Raw genomic sequence first — 21567 nt, forward strand, 5'->3', positions numbered from 1 at the left:
ACGTCACTCCGCGTTGTTAACGCTCTCTGCCGAGCCTTGTCATCAGCCGTTTGCTGGCGCACCCGTCTTGCGATCAGCGAAATCACGATCGAGGAGAGCTCCAGAACGCTTGGCGACGGCGCCAAATCCACCTCCGCCCGCCGTCTTGACGACGAGGCGATCTCCCCGTCCGACATGCAGAACCGATTTTGACTTGATCACATCACGACTGCCATCGGGCCTTTGAAGATAGGCCTCGGACATCTTGCCGTCGCCTCCTTCGAGCTGACCCTTGGCCGGGGTGAAATGGCGCTCGCCCCGAAAGGTGACGGTGATCCCGTCAGCGAGGAACTCGTATTCGACGTCCAGTCCCAGGCCTCCGCGATGCTCCCCGGCGCCACCAGAGCCTGTCCAAAGACCTGCACGGTTCACCCGAATGGGCGCGTCCATCTCAAAGGCCTCGGTCGGGATGTTCATGCAGTTCGTGGTGTCGCTCTCGATGGCGTCCACACCGTCGCGGTCGGAGGCGGCGCCGCCGCCCCCCACAAGGATCTGGGAGGTGACGAAGGTCTTGCCGTCGGCATTCCGACCGCCGAAATGGATGAGGAGCTCGACGCTGGCATGATCAGCCGGCACACGTTCCGGCGCCGCCTTCCGAAGCGCACCCAGAATGCAGGTCGCGATGCGCTTGATGGTCGAGGCCCGGCACCCGATCGCAGCACCGCGGCCCGGGTTCACCACTGTATCGGCCGGCAACTCCAGCTCGAAATTGCGGAAGCAGCCGCCATTGATCGGGATCTCGCCCTTCGGGTCCGTGAAGGACTTCAGGGCAAAGCAGGCGGCGGCGTGAACGCCGGCAGGGACGCAGTTGAACGGGCCGCGGACCTGAGGGCTGGACCCATCAAAATTGAGGGTCAAGCGGCCATTGCTCACGTGAACACGGGTCGCGATCTTGATGCGCTTGTCGAGGTCGACGCCGTCATTGTCCATGAAGTCGACATTCTCGTAGATCCCTTCCGGGATCTTGGCGATGGCGGCCGTCATCATCCTCTCGGAGTGATCAAGAAGGCTCTCAAAGTAGAGGCGGAGAGTTTCGGAGTCGTATCGCTCAGCAAGCTCATGAAGCCGACGCTTGCAGATCTCGCAGGCTGCGATCTGGGCCCAGATGTCGCCCTCAAACAAGGAGGGGACGCGACTGTTGCTGCGCAGCAGCTTCAGAATGTCGGTCTTGACCTCGCCGTTCTCAGCCAGCTTGATCAAGGGAATCCTGATGCCTTCCTGAAAGATCTCCGTGGCATTCGTCGGCGTTGAGCCGGGGGCCATGCCGCCGATATCCTGATGATGCGTGAGGACCGCCGCCACGGCGATCAGCCTGCCATGAGCCATGATCGGCGCGAAGAGCGAGAAGTCCGGCAAGTGGCTGCTGCCATAATCCGGATCGTTCGTCAGATAGATGTCACCTTCCTTCATGTCCTCCAGGGGAACGTCGCGCATGAAGGCCTTCATCATGGGCATCAGCGTGCCCAGATGGGTCGGATTCGCCACGGACTGTGCCAGTGTCTCGCCGGTCACCGTGAAGATGCTGGCCGACGCGTCCAGGCCTTCCTTCACGATGGTCGAGAAGGCGCTGCGGATCAGCGTGATCTCCATCTCTTCGGCGATCCCATCCACTTTGTGACGGATCACCTCGCGGGTGATGGGATCCAATGTGTCGAGCGTCGAAGCCGGCACAGGAGGACGTATCGCGAGAGCAGCTTCCATTGATCAGATCCTCTCCAGTATCAGCAGCCCTTCGGTATTCACCCGACCTTTCCAGCCGGGCTCGACGATGGTGGTGGTGTCCGGCTGCTCGACGATCGCCGGACCCTTGAAGGTGAACCCCACGGGCAGCGCCAGACGGTCGTAAATCAGCGTCGGCAGGCGCTCCCCATGGCCGATGAAACGGACTTGGCGCTCGGATTTCACCGGGTCCTTGCCATTGGGCATGTAGACATCATCGGCATCGATTTCGCTGGAGGGACTTTCGTGAATGCATCGAATGTTGATGAGCTTCACCTCGTGTCGGGCGGCATAGCCATAAATGCGCGTATGCTCCTCAAGGAAGCGGTTGCGCAGAACCGATCGATCAATGTCCTTGCCGGGGCCGCCGGGGATGCGGACCTCCACGTAGTAGGACTGACCCTCGAAGCACATGTCAAAGCAGAAGGTCGTCGACGTGATCGCGCGGCCATCGGTCTCGCGCCGCAACTGCTCGGCGCCCGTCTTGTCAATGGCGGCGAGAATCTCCTGGAACTGCTCATCCGACAAAGCCGACAGACGCTCCGAGACCGTCGCCGCGGTTTCCTGCTGCATGTTTGCTGTAAGCAGGCCTTGCGCAGCCAGAACCCCCGGGCGCCGTGGCACGACCACCGATCCAATGTGAAGCTCGGAGGCCAACGCCGTGGCATGGACCGCGCCGCCGCCGCCAAACGGCATCAGGCTGAAGTCGCGGACATCATAGCCGCGCTTCACGGACACCAGTTTGATCCCTTCCGCCATCTGCGCATTGAGCACCCGGTGGATTCCGAGGGCCGCCTCCTCGAGGGAAAGACCCAGCGGCTTGGCGACATGCTCACGAATGGCCTTTTCCGAGAGCTCCGGCTGGAGGGGGATGGTGCCGCCGGCGAAGTATGCAGGGTCCAAAAAGCCGAGAACGATGGAGGCATCCGTCACGGCCGGCAGTTGGCCACCCTTACCATAGCAAGCCGGACCGGGATCGGCGCCTGCGCTTTGCGGCCCCACATGAAGGCCGCCCGCCTGGTCCAACCAGGCAATGGATCCGCCGCCAGCGCCTATGGCGTTCACATCGACGGAGGGAACGCGGACGGTAAAGCCGTCAATCAGGCTTTCCTGCTTGATCTCGGGCTCACCATCCCGGATGAGGGCGATGTCACAGCTGGTGCCGCCGATGTCGACGGTGATGATGTTCCTGACGCCCGAAGCAGCACCAATGGAGGATGCCCCCGCGACGCCAGCTGCAGGTCCTGAGAGAAACAGGCGGACCGGCCGATGGCGCGCCACGCGAGAAGATGCGAGACCGCCGCGCGACTGCATGATCTTCAGCTCGCAATGAAGGCCATTGTCACGGATCTGGTTCTCCACTCGCGAGAGATAGGTATCGACGACCGATTTCATGTAGGCGTCGAAGGACGTGACGACGGTGCGTTCATACTCCCGGAAGATCGGATCAACCTCATGGGAGACGGAGAGCTTCAGCTCCGGAAACTCGGCTTCGATGATCTCCTTCGTGCGAAGCTCGTGCACGGGATTGCGAAAGGAGAACAGGTAGCAGACCGCTACGGCCTGAACGCCGCGGGCCACAAGATCGCGAAGCTCGATGCGGAGCTGGTCCTCATCGAGGGGGGTGAGAACTTCTCCGGAGGCTGAGATCCGCTCCCGAATGCCACGGCGGTATTCGCCGGTTGCCAGAAAGATCGGCGTCTGAGGGGTCAGAATGGACGCATAGAGAATGTCGCGCGAGAGGCGCCATTGCCGGCCGATTTCCAGTGTGTCCTCGAAGCCGGAGGTGGAAAGCACGCCGAGGCGGGCCCCCGACCGCTCGAGGATCGCGTTTGTCGCCACGGTGGTTCCGTGGAGAAACTGGGATATATCGCTGGGGTCGATGTCGAGCTCTTTGCGCAGCAACGTGATCGCGTCGGCGACCGCAAGGCTTGGATCGGCGCGCGAGCTCATGACCTTGGCGGAATGGTTCGTGCCATCGCTGCTGCGGCAGACGATGTCGGTAAAGGTGCCGCCGATATCGACGCCGATCTCGTAGTTCATGACGCCTCGCAAAAGGATCTCGATTTATGATATATCATACATTTGATTTGTCGAGAGAGCATGTGTCAGTTTTTTGGTCGGAGCGATCGGGCTCAGCGCTCTGCCAAGACGTAGTCTCCAGTGGCCGCATCCAAGGTGACCGAAAGACCATATGCCCGTTCAGCCATTTCCGGCGACAACCAACGACGATTTATCGAGGCCAGGACGCGGGCTGGATTGCGGCGAGACGGATCACCGTAGCCGCCTCCACCCGACGTCTGGAAGACCATCTTCTCGCCGGCTCGGCAAAGCTCCTCATTGAAGGCCGGCAAGGTGACGCGCTCGCCGCCGGGTAATTGCTTCTCACTGCGGACGGGGCGCGCCGCTGCGCCCGACAGCACACCCTTCGCGGGGTTCGTGGTGGCATCGGCGGCGTAGATCACCGTCATCGTGTGATCCACGGGATAGAAGACGCCCGAGACGCCAGGCGCCCCCTCGAACTGCCCGAAGCCTTGGCTGTCCGGCGCCACGCCCCGCGACTCTATGATGATGGGATACATGGATTCGTCGACTTCCACAGAATCGAGAAAGATCATTCCCCCATTCGCGGCACCACAATAGGTCAACCAGCCGTCATGGCCGTGGAGCGCGCCCCCGCCGGCGTATCCAATAAAGACCTGATTGACGTAGGTGCGGCCTTCCTTGAAGGGATCGGCACCGGAGATGACAGCGATCCCGACAGGGAGATGCGGACCTCCCTCCGCCTGTCCATAGGGCTCGCCCATCTCCGCGAAGACGCAGTTCGCGGCCATGATCAAACGGTCGTTGACGTTCGTGGTCGCTACAGACGTGCCGACCGGATATTTCGGTCTTCCGACGACGCTTCCCTCGCGCATCAGAACCTCGACGCGGCTGAGACTGCCGTGATTGTGCGGGACCGAGGCGTCGAGATTATTGAAGACCCCGATGCGGCTGGCGCCGCGACAGGTGTTCTCTGAAAGATTGAGGCCACCGGGAACGTTGTCGATATTGTCCCTGAGATCGATGACAATCCGCCCCTCATCCGGCAGCACCGTCATCTTCACCCGCACAGGGATCCCATCGTCGGCGACGCCCGGAACAGGGTCGTGACGCGTTTCATATTCGAAAGTGCCGGCAGGGAGCTTGCGGATCTCGGCGATGGCGCGGCGCTCGCCATAGGCAAACCATTCTTCGACAAAATCGGCGATCACTTCCCGACCGTAACGACCAACGACGTCGCGGAGCCGCGTCTCCGCAGTGCGGCAGGCACCGATTTGCGCACGCAGATCTCCGAGCCAGATGTCGGATGCGCGGATCTTGTAGAGGCCCATGCGCAGGATATCCTGGTGCGGCTTGTGGTTCCGCCCGATCCGCACGCAGGGGAAATGCATGCCCTCCTCATAGATGGTCTTCGCGTAAGGAAGGTAGGTGCTGGCGACGGGTGCGCCGATGTCGGCATGGTGGGACAGCGCCACAGCCCAGAACAGCGGCCTGCCATCGACAAAGACGGGTTGCGCGAGGATCAGATCGGCATGGTGAGTGCCGCCGGTATAGGGACAATTGTTGAGAAAGAGGTCTCCTTCCTCGATATCGTCGAAGAGCTCGACGATATGAGAAATCGCGGTCTCCATGGACATGACATGGATGGCCAAAGCGTCTTCGATGGACACAAGCCGGCAGTCATAGGTGAGAAGCGCGCAGGAAAAATCCCGCGCGTTCTTGATGACGGCCGAACGGCTTGCCTTCAGCACCACCAGAGTCATCTCACGGACGATGGCCTCCAGCCTGCTCTTGAGCACCGACAGGAGAAAAGGGTCCAGTTTCGACGTGTCGCTTCCCGATGTCATCGCTGTGCCTCGACGGAAGAGAGGGACGCCACGGTGACGTGGACATTGCCATGGAGATCCACAGCCGCGTCATTGCCGCGCTTGAGCACGGCCGTGAATGTCGGCGCCTCGAGGATGCATGGTCCGGCCAGCCTGGCTCCTGCCCCGAGGGACGGGGCGTCATAAATGGGGAGCTGGACGGAGCCGCCCTCTTCATGGAGATAGACCGCGCGAGATCCCTTGGCCCGGGGCTCGCCGTCCTGCTGTGTGATGGTGAAGTCGCGCCAGGCGTTCTGTCGCAAGCGATGGCCCTTGGCGCGGACTTTCCACGCCGTGAATTCGATCAGATCGGCGTCGGCACGGATCGAATAGATCCTCTCATGCATCTGGTGAAAGCCTTCCAACAGCATCGGAATGTCGGCCGGCGTCAGTTCGCCTTCCCTCAAATTCACCGGAACCTCGATCTCCCAGGACTGGTATTCGTAGCGCCCCATGACGGCGTATTCGAAGCTCCGGCGTTCAGAGGGTATCTGGGCTGAGGCGAGAAAGTCCTCACCGGCGTCGCGAAGACGGCGCAGGAGGGCATTGACCCCAGCCAAATCAAACTGCGCGCCATCGGTTTGGAGCACGCCGTTCTGCTCCCAGCGAATGTCGGAAATCAAGCCGCCAAAGGCGCTCAGACCGGCGGTGAACCGTGGGATCATGTAGCGCTTTAGGCCGAGAATGTCGGCCATCTCGGCGATATGGGCCGCGGTGCCACCACCCCCGCAGACAAAATAGCTGTCGCGCGGGTTCAAGCCTTCGCGGATGGTGATCTCCTCAATGGCCGTGACCATGTTGTGGTTGCTCGTCGTGTAGATCGCGTGCGCGGCCTGTTCGAGGCTGGTGTTCATCTGTGCAGCGATCCTCGCGATGGCCGCTTCCGCCAGGTCGCGACGGAGCACCATTCGCCCCCCGAGGAAGTAGTGCGGATCAATCAGACCGAGCACGACGTTCGCGTCGGTGACCGTCGCCTCAGTGCCGCCGAGGCCATAGCAGGCCGGGCCCGGCCTGGCTCCGGCGCTGCGCGGACCGACATGCAGGAAGCCGCCCTCGTCGACCATGGCAATCGAGCCGCCGCCGGCGCCGACCGAGCGCACGTCAACCTTCGGAATCCCCAAGGAGTCCTGATGGATCATGGAGTCCGGCGTGACGATGAGCTGATGGTTGCGCAGGGCCGAAACATCGAAAGTGGTGCCCCCCATGTCACCCACGATGATGTCCGGCTCCTCGCTGAGGGCCAAAGCGGCCATGGGTGCCAAGGTCGGGCCCGACATCACGCTGTAGATGGGCTTTCGCAGCATGTCCGCGACGGGCATCATTCCGCCCAGGCAATTCGCAAGAAGTAACTTGCCTGCAAACCCTTCCTGCGCGAGCGCCTGCTCAAGATCTTGAACATAGGCCTTGATGATCGGACTGATGGAGGCATCGATAGCGGCCGCGATGATGCGTTTGTACTCGCGCATCATGGGGTTGATCTCGTGACTCAAGGTGATCGGGATCTCGGGCCAGGCGGCGTGGATATGGTCGCGGACAGCCAGTTCGTGCGCTGGATTGGCGACGGACCACAAGAGGCCGACGGCAATGGCTTCGATACCGATCCGGCGGAAGTCTTGCAGTGCATCGCGGATGTCGTCCTCCGAAAGGGGGAAGATTTCCTCGCCGCGCGAATTGATGCGGCCGCGAACCGTTCGCGTGCGGCCGCGGGGAATGTAGGGGTCCGGATAATCCAAGCGCCACTCGAAAGCGCGCTTCCGCGGGCCTTCGCGCAAGACCAGAATGTCCTGGTGTCCTTCATTGAGAATGAGCCCGGTCTTCGCCACGCGACGTTCAACCAGGGCATTGGTCGAGACTGTGGATCCATGCAGCGCGAGATCTATCCGAGCGATGAAATCGCGAGGCTCCAGCTCAAAGCCCTTGGCCGCCTCATATAGCGCATCGATGAAACCGCGGTGGAACTCGCCGGGAGTCGTCGGGGCCTTGAAAATCGACACTTCCCCGGTTTCTGATGCAACGAGGCAGTCGGTGAAGGTGCCGCCGATATCCAGGCAGACTTGAAAGGTCATCTCGGGCTCCGACTGCTAGCGGACATGACGGGACGGATGTTCCGGCCTCGGCAGGCCAAGATTCTCGCGTAGCGTCCGGCCTTCGTATTCAGTGCGGAACAAGCCCCGACGCTGCAGTTCCGGGACGACGAGCCTGGTGAAATCATCGAGCGCCGTGGGGAGGATGGGCGGCATGACGTTGAAGCCGTCGGCGGCTTCGGCCTCGAACCATTCCTCCATGATATCGGCAACCTCCTTGCCGGAGCCGATCACGAGGAAATGCCCATGGGAACCGGCCACACGCAGATAGAGATCACGGATCGACAGGTTTTCCCGTGCAGCCATGTCGATGAGCAAGTCGCGGCGGCTCTTGGGGCCGTTGGTTTCGGGCAAGGGTGGCAGCGGACCGTCGGGGTCGAAGCCGGTCAGGTCCACACCGCCGAGGGAGGCGGACAGTTCGGCGAGGCCTACCTCCGGCAAGATCAAGTCCTGGAGTGCCGCATATTTGTCCTGTGCTTCCTGGCGGCTCTCCGCCACCACGCAGAACAGGCCCGGCATGATCTTCACATGATCGGGGTTGCGTCCGCAGCCTGCGGCCATCTCCTTGATCTCGCGCGTGAAGGCGCGACCCTGCTCCAGCGTCGGGCTGGCAACGAAAATGACTTCCGCCCAGCGCGCAGACATCTCCCGCCCGGGTCCCGAAGCACCCGCCTGGACGCGGACAGGATAACCCTGGGGCGGGCGCGCAATGTTCAGGGGGCCACGGACGGTGAAATGGTCGCCCCGATGGTCCAATGTGTGCAGTTTCTGCTTGTCGAAGAACATCCCCGTCTGTCGGTCGCGAGGAAAGGCGTCGTCTTCCCAGCTGTCCCAAAGCCCCGCCACGACCTGAGCAAACTCCTTGGCCCGTTCATAGCGTTCACTGTGCAGCACATGCATGTCGCGGCCGAAGTTCATGGCTTCGAGCTCATTGTTGGAGGTCACCAGATTCCAGCCGGCCCGGCCGCCGCTGATGTGGTCGAGGGATGCGAATTTGCGGGCAAGGTGATAGGGCTCGTTATAGGTCGTGGTGGCTGTGGCGACGAGCCCAAGATGACTGGTGCGGCTGGCCAGCGCGGCCAGGAGGGTCAAGGGCTCCAACACCGCGGACCAGCTCGTATGGCGAATGAAGTCCGGCTTGTCGCCGCCCCGGATGCCGGAACTATCCTCAAGGAAGATCATGTCGAGCTTCGCGTTCTCGGCCGTCCGAGCCATCGCGGCGTAATGCTCAAAATTCATGCCGCTGTCGGCTTGGCAGGAAGGATGTCGCCACGCGGCCACGTGATGGCCGCTGGGCTTCAGGAAAGCGCCAATCCTCATTTTCCGGCGTGCAGATGTGTTCATCAGCCCTCCGCGATCACGAACCAGTCTTCGCCGCTTGCGGAGCGCCCAGTGCCGGCTGCAGGATCGAGGCGGGATCGGCACAGTCAAAGAACAGGTCGCCGACTGCGCCAAATGTCCATTGCTGCGGCATCGTTCCTTGCCCCCCGTGTGAGTGAAACGATCTGGCGTCGCGGGATTTTTGTCAATATGATATATCATGCGTCAGGAGTGAAATCTCGCTTGCGGTGATCGACATCACGCCAATGGGGACGGCATGTCTTTGGTTTTCGGTGCGCTTGCCGACGATATTACCGGCGGCATGGAACTCGCGGCCCTCCTCGCCCGACAAGGCGTCCGATGCGCCTTCCTGACGGATTGGCGCCTGGTGGAGAGGGTTCGGCACGAGGTCGACGCCATCGTCCTGGCGCAAAAGACACGGGTCATTCCGGGCGATCAGGCGCAGGATGCCTTCGCACAAGGGTGGGACGCTCTCACTCCGGCGCGCCAGATCTTCTACAAATATTGCGCCACATTCGACTCCACTGCGGCGGGAAATATCGGACCCTGCGCCGATGTGCTGATGGACAAGACCGGTGCCGAGTTCACGCTCTTCTGCCCAACATTTCCAGAGGCCCGCCGGTTCGTGTTTCAGGGTCATCTGTTCGTGGGGGACCGTCTCGTGTCGGAGTCGCCCAAACGATATGATCCGGTGACGCCGATGCTGGATCCCGATCTGGTCAGGGTGCTGCAGGCGCAAACCCAGAGACGGGTCGGATTGCTGCCGCTGGAGATCCTGCAGGCCGGCCAAGGCGCCCTGCGCATCGAGGCGCTGAAAAAAGCGGGCGTCCGGCATGCCATCGCCGATGCCCTGTCGGAGGCGGATCTGACGAGCATCGCTGCTCTTTGCGCAGAATGGCCGTTGATGACCGGAGGCTCGTCGGTGGCCGAGCATCTTCCCCAGCATTGGCGGCGCAAGGGCTGGATCGCCCCTGAACCATTCGTTCCGGTGCTGCCCATGGTCGACGGATATGGAGCCGTGCTGGCGGGAAGCTGTTCGGAGGTCACTTTACGGCAATTGGACCATTTCGCAGCGCACAGGCCGGTTCTGACGATCGACATCACAGCGGGCGAGGAGGAGGCGCTCATCGCCAGCGCCCGCCGCTGGGCCTTGCCGCTTCTGGCCGAAGGGCCCGTGGCCATCGCCACTTCGGCTTCGCCCGAGCGGGTCGCGCAGGCCCAGGCTCACTTCGGACTGCAGGGGTCTGCCGCGCGCGCCGAACGCATCCTGGACGCCCTTGCGGTGCTGCTGAGAGAGGCGGGCGTGCGACGGTTCGTGATCGCGGGCGGGGAGACCTCGGGCACGATCCTCGACCGGCTGGGGGTGCGCCAGATGCATGTCGGGATCTATGAGGAAGCGGGCGTGGCCCGGGCGGTGAGCGCCAGCGCGCCCTTGCTCGGGCTCTGCCTGAAGTCGGGCAAGCTCGGGCCCCCGGACATGTTCTTACGGATGCTGGATCGGATGTTGCTGGGAGAGGGCTGAAGGAGGGGGTCGATGGGTGCGGAGGCGCGCGCTTGGGTTCGGAGGATGACGCAGGTTGGAAGACGGGGTCGTGGGGGCAGTTTGGGGCTGAGACCGGGCTGGCGGTTTGTGAAAAAGCTGCGGAAACAGCCTTGTCATCGCTGGCGCTCTGACGGCAACCCACGACCTCAACTCTGCCGTCCATGGCGGAAATTGATGAGGCTGAAAGCGTACCTTGGAGATGGCCATTTTCCGCTGCCACACTTGCCACAGAAATCGGTCGCAAAACTGTCGCTTTGATCGGGATTTTCGCGACAGGATTCAATGCCCGAGCAGGATCGCGCCGGCAGCAACAATGATGCAGGCGAGAATACGCCGGGCGGTCAAGGTTTCACCAAGAAACATCCAGCCAATCAGAACAGCGAACACAACGCTTGTTTCCCGCAGCGCTGTGATCGGGCCGGCCGGCCCGAGGGCGAAGGCCGCGACCACGACGCCATAGGCGATCATTGCGACCAGCCCGCCGCCGAGCGCCTTCCATGTTTCAGGCGCGCGAAAATCGACTATGAGCCGCCGACGGATGACGAGGAACGCGGCCGGCAGAAATGCTCCATAGAGAACAAGCACCCAAGCCATATAAGCTCCGCTCTGCCCGGTTTGACGCACCCCGATGGAATCGACGGTAGCATAGGCGGCGATGATTGCGCCGGTCGCCAGTGCGAACAGAATGGAGGAGGCAGAGGCTCGCCCTTTCCCAAGCGCGAGGCTCATGATGCCTACGGCGACAAGGACGACGCCGGCGATCTGATAGGAGGTGAGCTTATCGCCGGTGATGACGAACCCGCCGAGCGTCACCAGCAGCGGTACGGTTCCGCGCACGATCGGATAGGCCTGCCCCAACTCGCCGTAACGATAGGCCGCGACGAGGAAGACACTGTATCCGACCTGAAGGACCGCCGAAAGAAGGATGTAGAGCCAAGCTCCCGACGCCGGCAGAGGGTAGAAAAACAGGAACGGAAGCGCGAAAACCGTGCTGGCGAAGCTCATCACAGTCACGGTCCAGAGCCGATCGCCACCGCTGCGCAGGAAGGCGTTCCATGCGGCGTGCAGGATCGCGGCGAACAGGGCAAGGCCAATGACAACCGCGCTCATTGAGGCGGTTCCACTGACGCTAGAACATCGGCCGCCGCCTCTCGGGCGCTGACGATCGCCGTCTTGCCTTGCCCCATATGGGCAAGCACCGTTGCCCCCTCGATCAGCATAAACAGCGTTGTTGCAACGTGCTCGGCGCGATCACCTGGCAGGGATTGTGCTAGAATGTCCCGGAGCCGTTGTTGCAAATCGTGCTTTTGCCGCGCGACCGCCTCGAACACGGCATGGGCCGGTTCTCCGAACTCGGCAAGGGCGTGCTGGAACAGGCAGCCGTGAAAATCGGGGCTATCGAACCACCGTTCGTGCCAGTCGAAAATCGCCGTGATCTTCTCATGCGGCGTCATCGCCGCTTCGGAGAGCCGGTCGAGCTGACGCTTGAAGCGTTCTGCCCGCCAGTCCAGAACCTTGACAATCAGCCCATCCTTGCTCGGAAAGTGCCGATACATGGTCATCTTGGCCACTTCGGCCTCGACAATGATCTTGTCTATGCCGGTGGCGTGAAAGCCGTTGCGTTTGAAAAGGCGATAGGCGGTTTCAACAATGTGTTGGCGCTTTTCGGCAGCGTCGGCGCGAAGCGGCATGGCAGAGCTCTATATGATACAGACCTGTCTCACTCCTATAGAAGCTGCTGGATTTGGTCAACGGAGATCGCAAGCGCGTGTCGCGTATTTTCTAAGTTTCGCGACAAAATTGCCGGCGCTGATTTTTCAGCGGATTTCCATCGCAAAGTCAGAGGCAAAATTCGCTCGCTTACGGCGGACTCTCACGCCAACTGCTGGCGGCTTTCTGGTCCGCCAGCTTGAGAGCCGCCATTCCGCTCTCCACCAGTTACAGACCACCAGTCACAAGAGCGGACTTGCAGCTTTCAGGAGATCGCCAACCCCGCATGGACGACTAAAGTGAAGCGCAAAGCTGTCGGTTAGGTCTTCGGCCAGCTGCGGCTTGGGTTGGCGGCAGCCGTTGTGCATCGGGGGCTTGCGCCGCGCAGTGTTTCGGCGGTGGGGTGGGGCGGGCTAGGAGGGGGGGCGCCGGTGAATTGAGTCGGGTCGAGGGCGGGGGTGCGGTCCAGGGCTTGGGCGGTGGCCTGGTAGGAGAGGAATGCGCCCCATCCCGCGCCGGCGGCGGCGGCGGGATAGGCTATGTTGAAGCGCGACCTTGCGGGGATGTCGAGGACCACGGACGCGTTCAGGACCGAGGGGCATTCCCCGGCGGCTTCGGCGAGGGCTGAAACCACGCCGGCGCGTATGGCGGACAAGGGTGCGTTGCGGCCATCGGGGTCCATGGGCACGGCATTTCCGGTCACGCGGATCTGGCAATCCGTCTTTTCGAACTGGAGCTCGAGGCCCGCGTCCGTGCCCTCCTGCGCGCGGCCCGTCGGCGCCAGAGTGAGCTTGGCCAGGGCGCTGGCGGCGGCGTCGTGCATCTCCCGGCTCCGGCGTTCGAGGGCTGCGGGATCGGTGTCGAGGGTGGTCTCCACCAGGGTCGCCGCCAGCCGGTTCAGGGCGGGGAGAATGAGGCGCGGGTCGCGGACATTGGCCGCGAGATAGTGCTGCAGCATCTCGGGCAGCTGTCCTCTCTCGAGGTCGACGCGAAGGCCCGACAGCCTGACGCCCTCATGCATGATCTCGCGGCCGAAGGTGAAAATGTCCTTCCGCATGGCGCCGATATCGGACAATCGCAGGGCACCACCGGCGAAGGCCAGCAGGCGGCCCTGGACGAAGACGGGCGCCACCATGGCGATCGTGGCCAGCCCCACGCCGCCGAGATAGGGATCGTTGCTCAGGTAAAGCTGGCCGTCGCGCCAGGTGTCGCCGGGATCGCGCAGCAGGGCCGTTCGGGCGACGGCGTCCAGCATCGTGGAGAAGATCGGCAGGTCCTGCTGCTGCGCCAGGCTTTGTCCGCCGGAGTCGAGGATGGCGAAACAGGCGGGCCAGGCTTGGGTGGCGGCGGGGGAGGCTGCCGCCAGATGCGCGCGCATCCGTGGCGGAAGCTCGGTGATGCTGCCGTTCACGCGGGTCATGGCGCAGCCTCCACGGCGCTGGCGGATCGCGTCAGGATCAATGTTCCGGTGTCGTGCACCGTGAGGCTCCAGTCGGGTGGCACAAAGCTGGTGGCGAAATGATCCTCGACGATGGCGGGGCCGGCACAGGTGAAGCCCGCGGGGAGATCGGGGCGCCAGAAAAACTCCGCCTGACGCAGCTGGCCGCCGAAGTAGATCTCGGACCGCTCGGCTCGGGGCGCCGCGCCTTCGGGCTTGGAGGCCATGGTGATGCGGCCGGCCTCCTTTCGCGCCACAAGCCTGAGATTGACGATCTGTACCTGCTTTTCCGGGAAGCTGTGGCCGAACCTCTCCTTGTAGAGGGCGTGGAAATTCGCGATCCAAGCGTGGCACGCCGAGGGTCCGATCGCCGAGTCCGCGACCGGCACGGAGAGTTCGGAGGCCTGGCCGCGATAGCGAATGTCGACGGCGCGTTCGATGAGGATCTCCTTCGTCTCGAGACCGTATCGGGCGAACTCCGTGCGCGCCGCCTGGTCCAAGGCGTCGAAGGCCGCGGCGAGGGCGTCTATGTCGAGTGCGACTGCGTCCGCCGGATGCGCCTTCACCAGGTCCACGGTGAAGTCGCTGGCGAGCAGGCCGAGGGCGGACAGGACCCCCTGGTGCTCGGGCACCACGACCGTGTCGATCATGAGGTCATCGGCGACTTCACAGGCATGCAGTGCCCCGGCGCCACCGAAGGCGAGAAGGGCGAAATCGCGGGGGTTATGGCCGCGCTCGATGGAGATCAGCCGGATGGTCTCGGTCATGTTGGAGTTCGCGATGCGCCGAATCCCCTCGGCCACCTCCAGGGCTGAGAGCTGCAGCGTCTGCGACAGCCTGCCAATGGCCGCGGCGGCCAAGTCGAGGCGAAGCTCCAGGGCGCCGCCGAAGAAGCGGTGCGGTCGCAGGATGCCCATGAGTGCGGTGGCATCGGTGGTGGTCGGCTCCGTTCCGCCCCTCCCGTAGCAGCAGGGACCCGGATCGGCGCCCGCACTGCGCGGTCCGACCCGCAGATATCCCGCCGCGTCAACGGCGGCGATCGATCCGCCGCCGGCGCCGACGACCTGGATGTCGAATGTGGGCGCGCGCACGGGCAGGCCATCGACCTTGTTGTCATAGGAGAGCGTCGCCTGCAGGTCGCGTACCAGGCAGACATCGGTGCTGGTGCCGCCCATGTCGAGCGTGATGAAATCGCGGACACCGGACAGTCCGCCCATGAAGACGGCGCCGACCACTCCGGCTGCCGGTCCCGACAGCACGACATTGACCGCCTTCTCCTTGGCAGCCTGGATCGGAATGATCCCGCCGGAGGATTGCATGATCTGGATGTTGCCCTGCAGGCCGTTGTCCTGCATCAGCCGTTCGATCTCGCCCATATAGCCGGCGACCACCGGCCGCAAATAGGCACTCATGACCGTCGTGCTGGCGCGTTCATATTCGCGGTATTCCGGATTGACCACGGAGGACAGGCTCACCTGGAGGGAGGGGAAACGCTCGCGAAGCCAGTCCTCGAGCTCCCGTTCGTGGCGCGGATCGAGGTAGGAGTGCAGCAGGCAGACGGCGACCGAAGAGATCCCGTCGCGCTCGACCAATTGCCTGAGTTCGGCTTCCAGGCGCAGATCACAGCTCAGGGGAGTGACCACTGCGCCGGTCGCGTCCAGTCTTTCCCGCACTTCGAGGGACCATTGGCGCGGCACCAAAGGCTGCGGCGCGGTGTAGTGCATATCGAAGATGTCGGATTTCTCGTGCCGCTGGATCTCGAGGATGTCGCGATGGCCCTCGGTGACCAGCAAGGCGGTGGGGGCGCCCTTGCGCTCGATCACGGCATTGGTCGCTACCGTCGAGCCATGGACGAGGCTGGTGACGCCCGAGGCGTCCGGCCGCCAGCGCAGCAACGCGTCGAGGGCACCGAGCGCCGGGTTGGAAGGCGTACTCAATGCCTTGGCGGATTCAATCTGTCCGCTGTCCGACACGGCGATCAGGTCGGTGAATGTTCCACCGATTTCGATACCCACGCGCATGGTCCCTCACATCACCGATTCTGCTGTCACCAGACCGGACATGCGGTCCTCGCGGGAGGCCGCCCGAGCCCGGTTTCCGGGCGGCCCATAGCCGCCACCGCCGCCGCCGACCATGCGCAAGCGGTCCCCCGACTTCAGGAGGAAGCCCGTCTTCGATGCGAGGGGGATGAGTTCGTTGCCCCGCTCCACCTCGATGCGGCCCGGCAGGCCGTCGCCACCGCCTGCCGCGCCCGGGGCGCCGTATTTGAAGCGGTCGGTGAAGACCGTGACCAGGACATCATCCTCGAGGACGTCATATTCGCGGATTTCGCCCGCGCCGCCGCGCCATTGCCCGGGCCCGCAGGAATCCTGCTCCAGCCCGTAGCGGCGAATCCGCAGGAACGGAAATTGGCGCTCCACATATTCGGTGGGCGCGTTGGAGCAGTTGCTCAGGGGGAAGGGCAGCGCGTTCGGCCCGTCGCTCCCGTTGCGCGCGCCCCAGCCTCCGGACAGCACCTCGACGAAGATGTCGAAGCGGCCGTCCCGCATGCGGCTGAGCGCCAAGCAAATGGAGGAATTGAAGCCCGTGGCCATCACGCGGTCGGGAATCGCCTTCTGCAGCGCATCCATGACGGCGTCATAGACCCGATAGGCGGTGATGATCCGGCCATGGACGCTGGCCGGCGGAAGCGGGTTGAGGAAAGATCCTTCCGGGACCCGCACCTCGATCGGACGCACGGCGCCGGCATTGTGCCACATCTCGATGCCAGCCCCCAGGACCTGCCGGACGATGGTCCAGACCGCGCCCAAGGTGGAGGAGAGGTTGGCGTTCATCATGCACGGGCGCTGGGCATCGGTGCCGGCAAAGTCGATGACCAGCGTGCCGCCGGTCTTGGTCAGACGCGTGCGCACCACCATTTCGGGGCCGCCGATGCCGTCATCATCCAGCCAGGCGCTGCCTTCCACGTCGAAATCATCGAGAGATTCGAGCGTTGCCCGCATGACGCTCTCGGAGGCTGCGACGAGCGCCGTCATGGTGGCGCAGATGGTGTCGCTGCCGTAGCGCCTGGCCAGGGCCTGCAGCCGGCTGCGACCCGAAAACAGGGCGACGAGCTGGGCGTTGAGGTCACCCGTGGTCTCATCGGGAACGCGGACGTTTGCCGTGATCAGCTGCTCGAACAAGGCCGGGAAACGACCATTATCGAGCCTCATGCGCAGAGGCGGGATGATCTTGCCTTCCTCATAGATCTCCGAAGCACGGGGAAGAATTCCCGGTGCGGCGCCCCCCACATCGATGTGGTGCGCAATGGAGCCGACAAAGGCGATCCGCCGCCCCTCGGCGAAGACGGGCATGAACAGCGCGATGTCGTTCAGGTGATGGCAGCCACGATAAGGGTCATTCGTGACCAGGATCGTGTCCTCGGTCATCTCATCGGGATCGAATTGTTCAAGGCAAGCGCCGATGGCGGTGGTCATGGCACTCAGAAGAATGGGAATGTGGTCGGGCTGGGCGATGAGCACGCCGTCGGCATCGAACAGGGCCGTCGACATGTCCTTCGCTTCGCGGACGATGGAGGAGAAGGCATTGCGGAGGAGGTTGATCCCCATCTCCTCGGCGACCGCATGCAAGGCGCGGCCGATGATCTGCTGCTCGACGATTCCCGGTGCACTCACGGTTCGATCTCGGCGCGCAAGGCGGTCGGGGTCGTTCGCTGAAACTCGAGCGGCGTGACGGTCACAGCCTCGGCCCTGGCGATGAGGATCGGCTGCTCGAGCACCTCGCCGTGTGAGGGCTCCGTCCCGATGCCGAAGGTGCGCGCCACGCACCAGCACTCGTATTGCCGCTTGCGCGAGGTTCGCCCCACGGAGAGCAGCTTGGCCGTCACCTTCAGAAAGTCGCCCTCATAGGCCGGTGCCAGGAACTCGACCTTGTCCATGGCGCGCATGAACCCGCCATCGCCATCGAGCAGATAGGCGAGCTTCGTGCCGGCCATGCCGAACAGCTCGACGATCGTCCCGAGGGACACGACATGGTTCGAATAATGGCTGTCGACGCGAATTTCGATGCTGGTTTCGTAGGCGGTCAGATCCGGGGTCACTCTCGTCCTCCTCAGCTATAGCCATTGCGCTTGTCGTCTTCGCGGGCCTTTGCTTCCCGCTTCTCCGGACTGCCCCAGCCCCCGCCGCCGGGGGTGCGCAGATGCGCCCCGTCGCCGGCCTTGACCCTGAAGCGGTCGATCTTCGTGAGATGGGGCGGCGTGGTTTCCGTCCCTCCCGCATGAAAACTATGGCGCGCCGGCTCGCCGGCAGCCCCGCCTTGCAACCCGTAAGCGCCGCGCGTGCCGCGATCGCCGAGCAGCGTGATGGTGCCCTCGCCGTCGCGCAGGGTGAAGGCGGCCTCGACCCCGAGCCCGCCGCGGAACTGTCCGTCGCCGGCAGACCCTTCGCGCACGCTGTAGCGGCTGAACAGGATCGGCACCGCTTGCTCCAGGACCTCCAGCGAGCTGTTCCGGGAGGACGACACGATCGTCGAGCCGTTGGTCAGCCCGTCGCCATCGCCATGCCCGCCATAGCCGCCACCGAAGAAGAACACCGTCGCATAGCGGCCCTTGCTCGGCGAAAGCCCGCCGATGCCGATATTCGTGCCGGTGCCGAAGGCGCTGGCGGGGACCTTGTCCGGGATCGCCTTGGACAGCGCGCCCATGACGACGCCGATCAGCCTCTGGGTGGTCTCGGTGGTGCAGCCGCTGCAGGGGCTCGGCGGCTCCGGATTGAGCATCGAGCCCTTGGGCACGATGATGTGGAAGGGCACGAAGCAGCCGGAATTGACGGGCACGTCCCAGAACACATGGTTCATGGCGATCATCAATCCGGTCACCGTGCAGCTGATCGGGCTGTTGAACGGGCCCCGGCAGGCCGGCGCGCTGCCCGAGAGATCGAAGGTGATCTCCGAGCCCTTGACGGTCATCACCAGGTCGATGAGCAATTGGCCCTCCTCGACGCCGTCGCTGTCGAGGACATCGGAAAATTGATAGTTGCCGTCGGGAATGCTCTCGATATGAGAGCGCATCAGGGCTTCGGAGCGCTGCTTCAGCTCCGCCGTCGCCCGCAGCAGCACGTCCTTGCCGTGCACCGCGATGAGCTCGTCCAGCCGCTTGACGCCGATCTCCAGCGCGTTGATCTGCGCTGCCATGTCGCCGTAGCGGTCCTCGCTGACCCGCATGTTCAGCAGCATGACTTCGAGCAGGCCCTGGTTCAGGACGCCCCCGTCATAGATCTTGACCGGCGGCAGCCTCAGACCCTCCTGGTAGATCTCGGTGGCGACCGGCGTGAAGCCGCCGGGGGTCATGCCGCCCACATCGGGCCAATGGCCGGTGTTTGCCACGAACAGCACCACCTTGCCGTCATGGAAATAGGGGCGGACGAACTTGACGTCCATGGTGTGCGTTCCCCCCATATAGGGGTCGTTGATCACGTAGACGTCGCCCGGCTTCATGCCTGCCGGATCATGCCGCTTGATGACCTCCTGCACCGTGTGCTGCATCACCGTCGTGAACAGCAGGATGCCGGTCGTGCCCTGCACGATCACCTCTCCGGTCACCCCGTCATAGATGCCGCTGGCACGGTCCCAGGCGTCCGCGATGACGGGCGAGATGGCGGAGGCGGCGATCACCGCGTCCATTTCCTCGGCGATCTGGTCAAGTCCACCCTTGATGACGGTCAAGGTTACGGGATCAATGGTGCTCATCACGCTGCCTCGATGACGATGTTCAAGCTCTCATGCACGACGGCCTTGAAGCCGGGCTCGACGAAGGTGGTGGCGTCGGGTTGGGAGAGGATCGCCGGTCCTAAGACAGTGGCGCCGCGCGGCAGTGCGAGCCGATCGAAGACTGTGCTCGCATGCCAGCGGCCATCGAAGAAGACCTGTTGAGACTTCAATGGTTGGACGGCAATCGATGGATCCGGCGCAATGATCAGCTCCGACAGGCGCGGCGGGCGATGGCTGCTCGACACCGTGAGCCGCACATTCGCCAGGATGATGCCGGAGCGATCCAGCAGCACGCTGAAGCGCTCGCGATAGGCGGCATCGAAGGCTTTGCGGATCGCCTCCGGCGTCAGCGGCATGTCCGCGGGAAAGGCAACCTGGATCGTATGGGTCTGACCGCGATAGGCCATGTCGGCACCGAGTTGCACCCGAACATCCGCGTCCGCGACCCCTTCCTCCAGGAGCAGCCGGCGCCCTTCCTGCTCGTAGGTGTCATAGATGGCGCGCAGGCTCTCGGGGTCGAGCTCCGCCAGGTTGATGTTCACGGTGCGGACGAAATCGTGCCGGAGCTGGCCGAGAAGGCAGCCGAGCGCCGAAGTGATCCCGGGGAAATAGGGAATGATCGCGCGCGCCAGTCCCACCTGTCGGAGGATCCGGTTCGCAAAGAGCGGCCCGGCACCGCCAAAGGCGACCAGGGAAAACCCCCTGGGATCGTGGCCACGCTCGACCAGCCGTCGACGCAGGTGGCCTGAGACCTTGTGGGCCGCGACCGTCAGGATCGCTTCCGCCGCGGCCAGCGTGTCCAAGTTCAGGGGGCCGCCCACGGTTTCGTCCACAGCCCGCCGCGACAGGTCCGGGTTCATCTGTCGACCATGCTTCTGGCCGATGCCGCCTTGAGGATCGAGCAGCCCGGTGACCAGGGCCGCATCCGTGATGGTCGGCTGGGTGCCGCGTCCATAGCAGGCGGGACCCGGATCGGAGCCCGCGCTTTCCGGGCCGATCTGCAGAATGCCCGTCTTGTCGATCCAGGCGAGGCTGCCCCCGCCCGCACCCACCGCATCGATATCGAGCATGGGGGTGGCCAGGGGGATGCCGAATTCGAGCGCCTTCTGTTGGGTGAGGGACGGTTGTCCGCCCCGGATCAGGCAGATATCCAGACTCGTGCCGCCGATATCGGCGGAGACCACGTCGGCAAATCCCATCTCCTCCGCGATGGCCGCCGCCGCCGTCGCACCTCCGGCCGGACCCGACAGGATCGTATTGGCCGCGAGACGAGGCGCGACCTCGGCGCTCATCAGCCCGCCATTGGACTGAACGATGAGCAAGTCGCGCTTATAGCCGTGCTGCTGCAGCCGATCGGTCAGCCGCCGGAAATAACGCGACAGCAAGGGCTGCACATAGCCGCTGACAACCGCGGTGCTGGTGCGTTCGAATTCGCGGATGGCCGGCAGGATTTGCGACGACACCGCAATGTAGTCGTTCGGCCAGATCGACTTCACGGCCTCCAGGGCTGCGCGTTCGTTGGCCGGATTGGCATAGGAGTTCATGAAGCAGATCACCAGAACCTCGGCGCCATCCGCCAGCAGCCCCTGGGCCACCGTCCGCACCTGATCCGCATCGATGCCCTCCAGGATCTCTCCCTCCGCGCTCACCCGCTCGCGGACCTCTCGCCGCAGGCTCCGCTCGATCAGCGGCTTGAAGGTGCCGGTGAGGCCGAATGTATGCGGCCGGTCGCGACGCCGGAGCTCAAGCACGTCGCGGAAGCCTTCCGTGGTGATGAGGCCGCAGCGCGCACCCTTACGCTCGATGACCGCATTGGTCGCGACCGTCGTCCCATGGATGACGAGGTCCACATCGGCAAGGTCGATGCCCAGCTCCTGGGTTCCGTTGAACAGCCCGTCGGCCTGGTTTTCGGGCGTGGTCGGCACTTTGGCGACGGCGACACGCCGGGCCGCCTCGTCGATAAAGATCAAATCGGTATGGGTGCCGCCGATGTCGACACTGAGATAGCTTGCCATG

Annotated in this window: 14 protein-coding genes; 1 reads left to right on the forward strand and 13 read right to left on the reverse strand. The window is 63.7% G+C overall.

Translation table 11 applies throughout. The annotated features are described in order from the left end of the window. Positions 1 to 42: 42 nt before the first annotated feature. The 5 genes from FKM97_RS22170 to FKM97_RS22190 all read right to left on the reverse strand — a co-directional run bounded on the left by FKM97_RS22170 (position 43) and on the right by FKM97_RS22190 (position 9094). Positions 43 to 1740: a hydantoinase B/oxoprolinase family protein gene (locus FKM97_RS22170; RefSeq protein ID WP_144294640.1), complete on the reverse strand. Its 1698-nt coding sequence runs from the start codon at positions 1738 to 1740 to the stop codon at positions 43 to 45. 3 nt (positions 1741 to 1743) lie between these two features. Beyond that, positions 1744 to 3801 carry a hydantoinase/oxoprolinase family protein gene (locus tag FKM97_RS22175; RefSeq protein ID WP_144294641.1) on the reverse strand — a complete coding sequence of 686 codons (2058 nt, stop codon included), beginning with the start codon at positions 3799 to 3801 and terminating at the stop codon, positions 1744 to 1746. Positions 3802 to 3893: 92 nt separating this feature from the next. Then, positions 3894 to 5648: a hydantoinase B/oxoprolinase family protein gene (locus tag FKM97_RS22180; RefSeq protein WP_144294642.1), complete on the reverse strand. Its 1755-nt coding sequence runs from the start codon at positions 5646 to 5648 to the stop codon at positions 3894 to 3896. After that, positions 5645 to 7732, reverse strand: a complete 2088-nt coding sequence (locus tag FKM97_RS22185; RefSeq protein WP_144294643.1) for a hydantoinase/oxoprolinase family protein — start codon at positions 7730 to 7732, stop codon at positions 5645 to 5647. The genes FKM97_RS22180 and FKM97_RS22185 overlap by 4 nt, the downstream gene beginning before the upstream one ends. Before the next feature lie 15 nt (positions 7733 to 7747). Next, positions 7748 to 9094, reverse strand: coding sequence for an LLM class flavin-dependent oxidoreductase (locus tag FKM97_RS22190; RefSeq protein ID WP_144294644.1), 1347 nt, complete (start codon positions 9092 to 9094; stop codon positions 7748 to 7750). Positions 9095 to 9347: 253 nt separating this feature from the next. On the opposite strand from FKM97_RS22190, the gene otnK reads away from it, so the two are divergent. Continuing rightward, positions 9348 to 10613 (forward strand): 3-oxo-tetronate kinase, encoded by a 1266-nt coding sequence (gene otnK, locus FKM97_RS22195; RefSeq protein WP_144294645.1) that lies wholly within the window; start codon positions 9348 to 9350, stop codon positions 10611 to 10613. Positions 10614 to 10913: 300 nt separating this feature from the next. Here the strand turns inward: otnK and FKM97_RS22200 are convergent, their stop codons facing one another. The 8 genes from FKM97_RS22200 to FKM97_RS22235 form a co-directional block, all read right to left on the reverse strand. Continuing rightward, positions 10914 to 11744, reverse strand: coding sequence for a DMT family transporter (locus FKM97_RS22200; protein ID WP_144294646.1), 831 nt, complete (start codon positions 11742 to 11744; stop codon positions 10914 to 10916). After that, a complete protein-coding gene (locus FKM97_RS22205) occupies positions 11741 to 12325 on the reverse strand; it encodes a TetR/AcrR family transcriptional regulator (RefSeq protein WP_144294647.1) in 585 nt (194 codons plus the stop codon). Before FKM97_RS22205 ends, FKM97_RS22200 begins: the two co-directional genes overlap by 4 nt. A gap of 338 nt (positions 12326 to 12663) precedes the next feature. Beyond that, positions 12664 to 13764 (reverse strand): hydantoinase B/oxoprolinase family protein, encoded by a 1101-nt coding sequence (locus FKM97_RS22210; RefSeq protein WP_144294648.1) that lies wholly within the window; start codon positions 13762 to 13764, stop codon positions 12664 to 12666. Then, positions 13761 to 15797, reverse strand: coding sequence for a hydantoinase/oxoprolinase family protein (locus FKM97_RS22215; protein WP_205015272.1), 2037 nt, complete (start codon positions 15795 to 15797; stop codon positions 13761 to 13763). The genes FKM97_RS22210 and FKM97_RS22215 overlap by 4 nt, the downstream gene beginning before the upstream one ends. Positions 15798 to 15809: 12 nt before the next feature. Then, on the reverse strand, positions 15810 to 17456 hold the full coding sequence (locus FKM97_RS22220) for a hydantoinase B/oxoprolinase family protein (protein WP_144294650.1): 1647 nt from the start codon (positions 17454 to 17456) through the stop codon (positions 15810 to 15812). Continuing rightward, on the reverse strand, positions 17453 to 17881 hold the full coding sequence (locus tag FKM97_RS22225; protein ID WP_144294651.1) for a hotdog fold domain-containing protein: 429 nt from the start codon (positions 17879 to 17881) through the stop codon (positions 17453 to 17455). The genes FKM97_RS22220 and FKM97_RS22225 overlap by 4 nt, the downstream gene beginning before the upstream one ends. 11 nt (positions 17882 to 17892) lie before the next feature. Next, a complete protein-coding gene (locus FKM97_RS22230) occupies positions 17893 to 19530 on the reverse strand; it encodes a hydantoinase B/oxoprolinase family protein (protein WP_144294652.1) in 1638 nt (545 codons plus the stop codon). Next, on the reverse strand, positions 19530 to 21566 hold the full coding sequence (locus FKM97_RS22235) for a hydantoinase/oxoprolinase family protein (RefSeq protein ID WP_144294653.1): 2037 nt from the start codon (positions 21564 to 21566) through the stop codon (positions 19530 to 19532). The genes FKM97_RS22230 and FKM97_RS22235 overlap by 1 nt, the downstream gene beginning before the upstream one ends. Position 21567 lies beyond the last annotated feature (1 nt).

The organism is Rhodoligotrophos appendicifer (genome assembly GCF_007474605.1).
Lineage (GTDB): Bacteria > Pseudomonadota > Alphaproteobacteria > Rhizobiales > Im1 > Rhodoligotrophos > Rhodoligotrophos appendicifer.

Coding starts and splice junctions, on each gene's coding strand:
- FKM97_RS22200 (WP_144294646.1), bottom strand. CDS start 11,744: ATGAGCGCGGTTGTCATTGGCCTTGCCCTGTTCGCCGCGATCCTGCAC.
- FKM97_RS22205 (WP_144294647.1), bottom strand. CDS start 12,325: ATGCCGCTTCGCGCCGACGCTGCCGAAAAGCGCCAACACATTGTTGAA.
- otnK (WP_144294645.1), top strand. CDS start 9,348: ATGTCTTTGGTTTTCGGTGCGCTTGCCGACGATATTACCGGCGGCATG.
- FKM97_RS22180 (WP_144294642.1), bottom strand. CDS start 5,648: ATGACATCGGGAAGCGACACGTCGAAACTGGACCCTTTTCTCCTGTCG.
- FKM97_RS22190 (WP_144294644.1), bottom strand. CDS start 9,094: ATGAACACATCTGCACGCCGGAAAATGAGGATTGGCGCTTTCCTGAAG.
- FKM97_RS22175 (WP_144294641.1), bottom strand. CDS start 3,801: ATGAACTACGAGATCGGCGTCGATATCGGCGGCACCTTTACCGACATC.
- FKM97_RS22230 (WP_144294652.1), bottom strand. CDS start 19,530: ATGAGCACCATTGATCCCGTAACCTTGACCGTCATCAAGGGTGGACTT.
- FKM97_RS22185 (WP_144294643.1), bottom strand. CDS start 7,732: ATGACCTTTCAAGTCTGCCTGGATATCGGCGGCACCTTCACCGACTGC.
- FKM97_RS22210 (WP_144294648.1), bottom strand. CDS start 13,764: ATGACCCGCGTGAACGGCAGCATCACCGAGCTTCCGCCACGGATGCGC.
- FKM97_RS22170 (WP_144294640.1), bottom strand. CDS start 1,740: ATGGAAGCTGCTCTCGCGATACGTCCTCCTGTGCCGGCTTCGACGCTC.
- FKM97_RS22235 (WP_144294653.1), bottom strand. CDS start 21,566: ATGGCAAGCTATCTCAGTGTCGACATCGGCGGCACCCATACCGATTTG.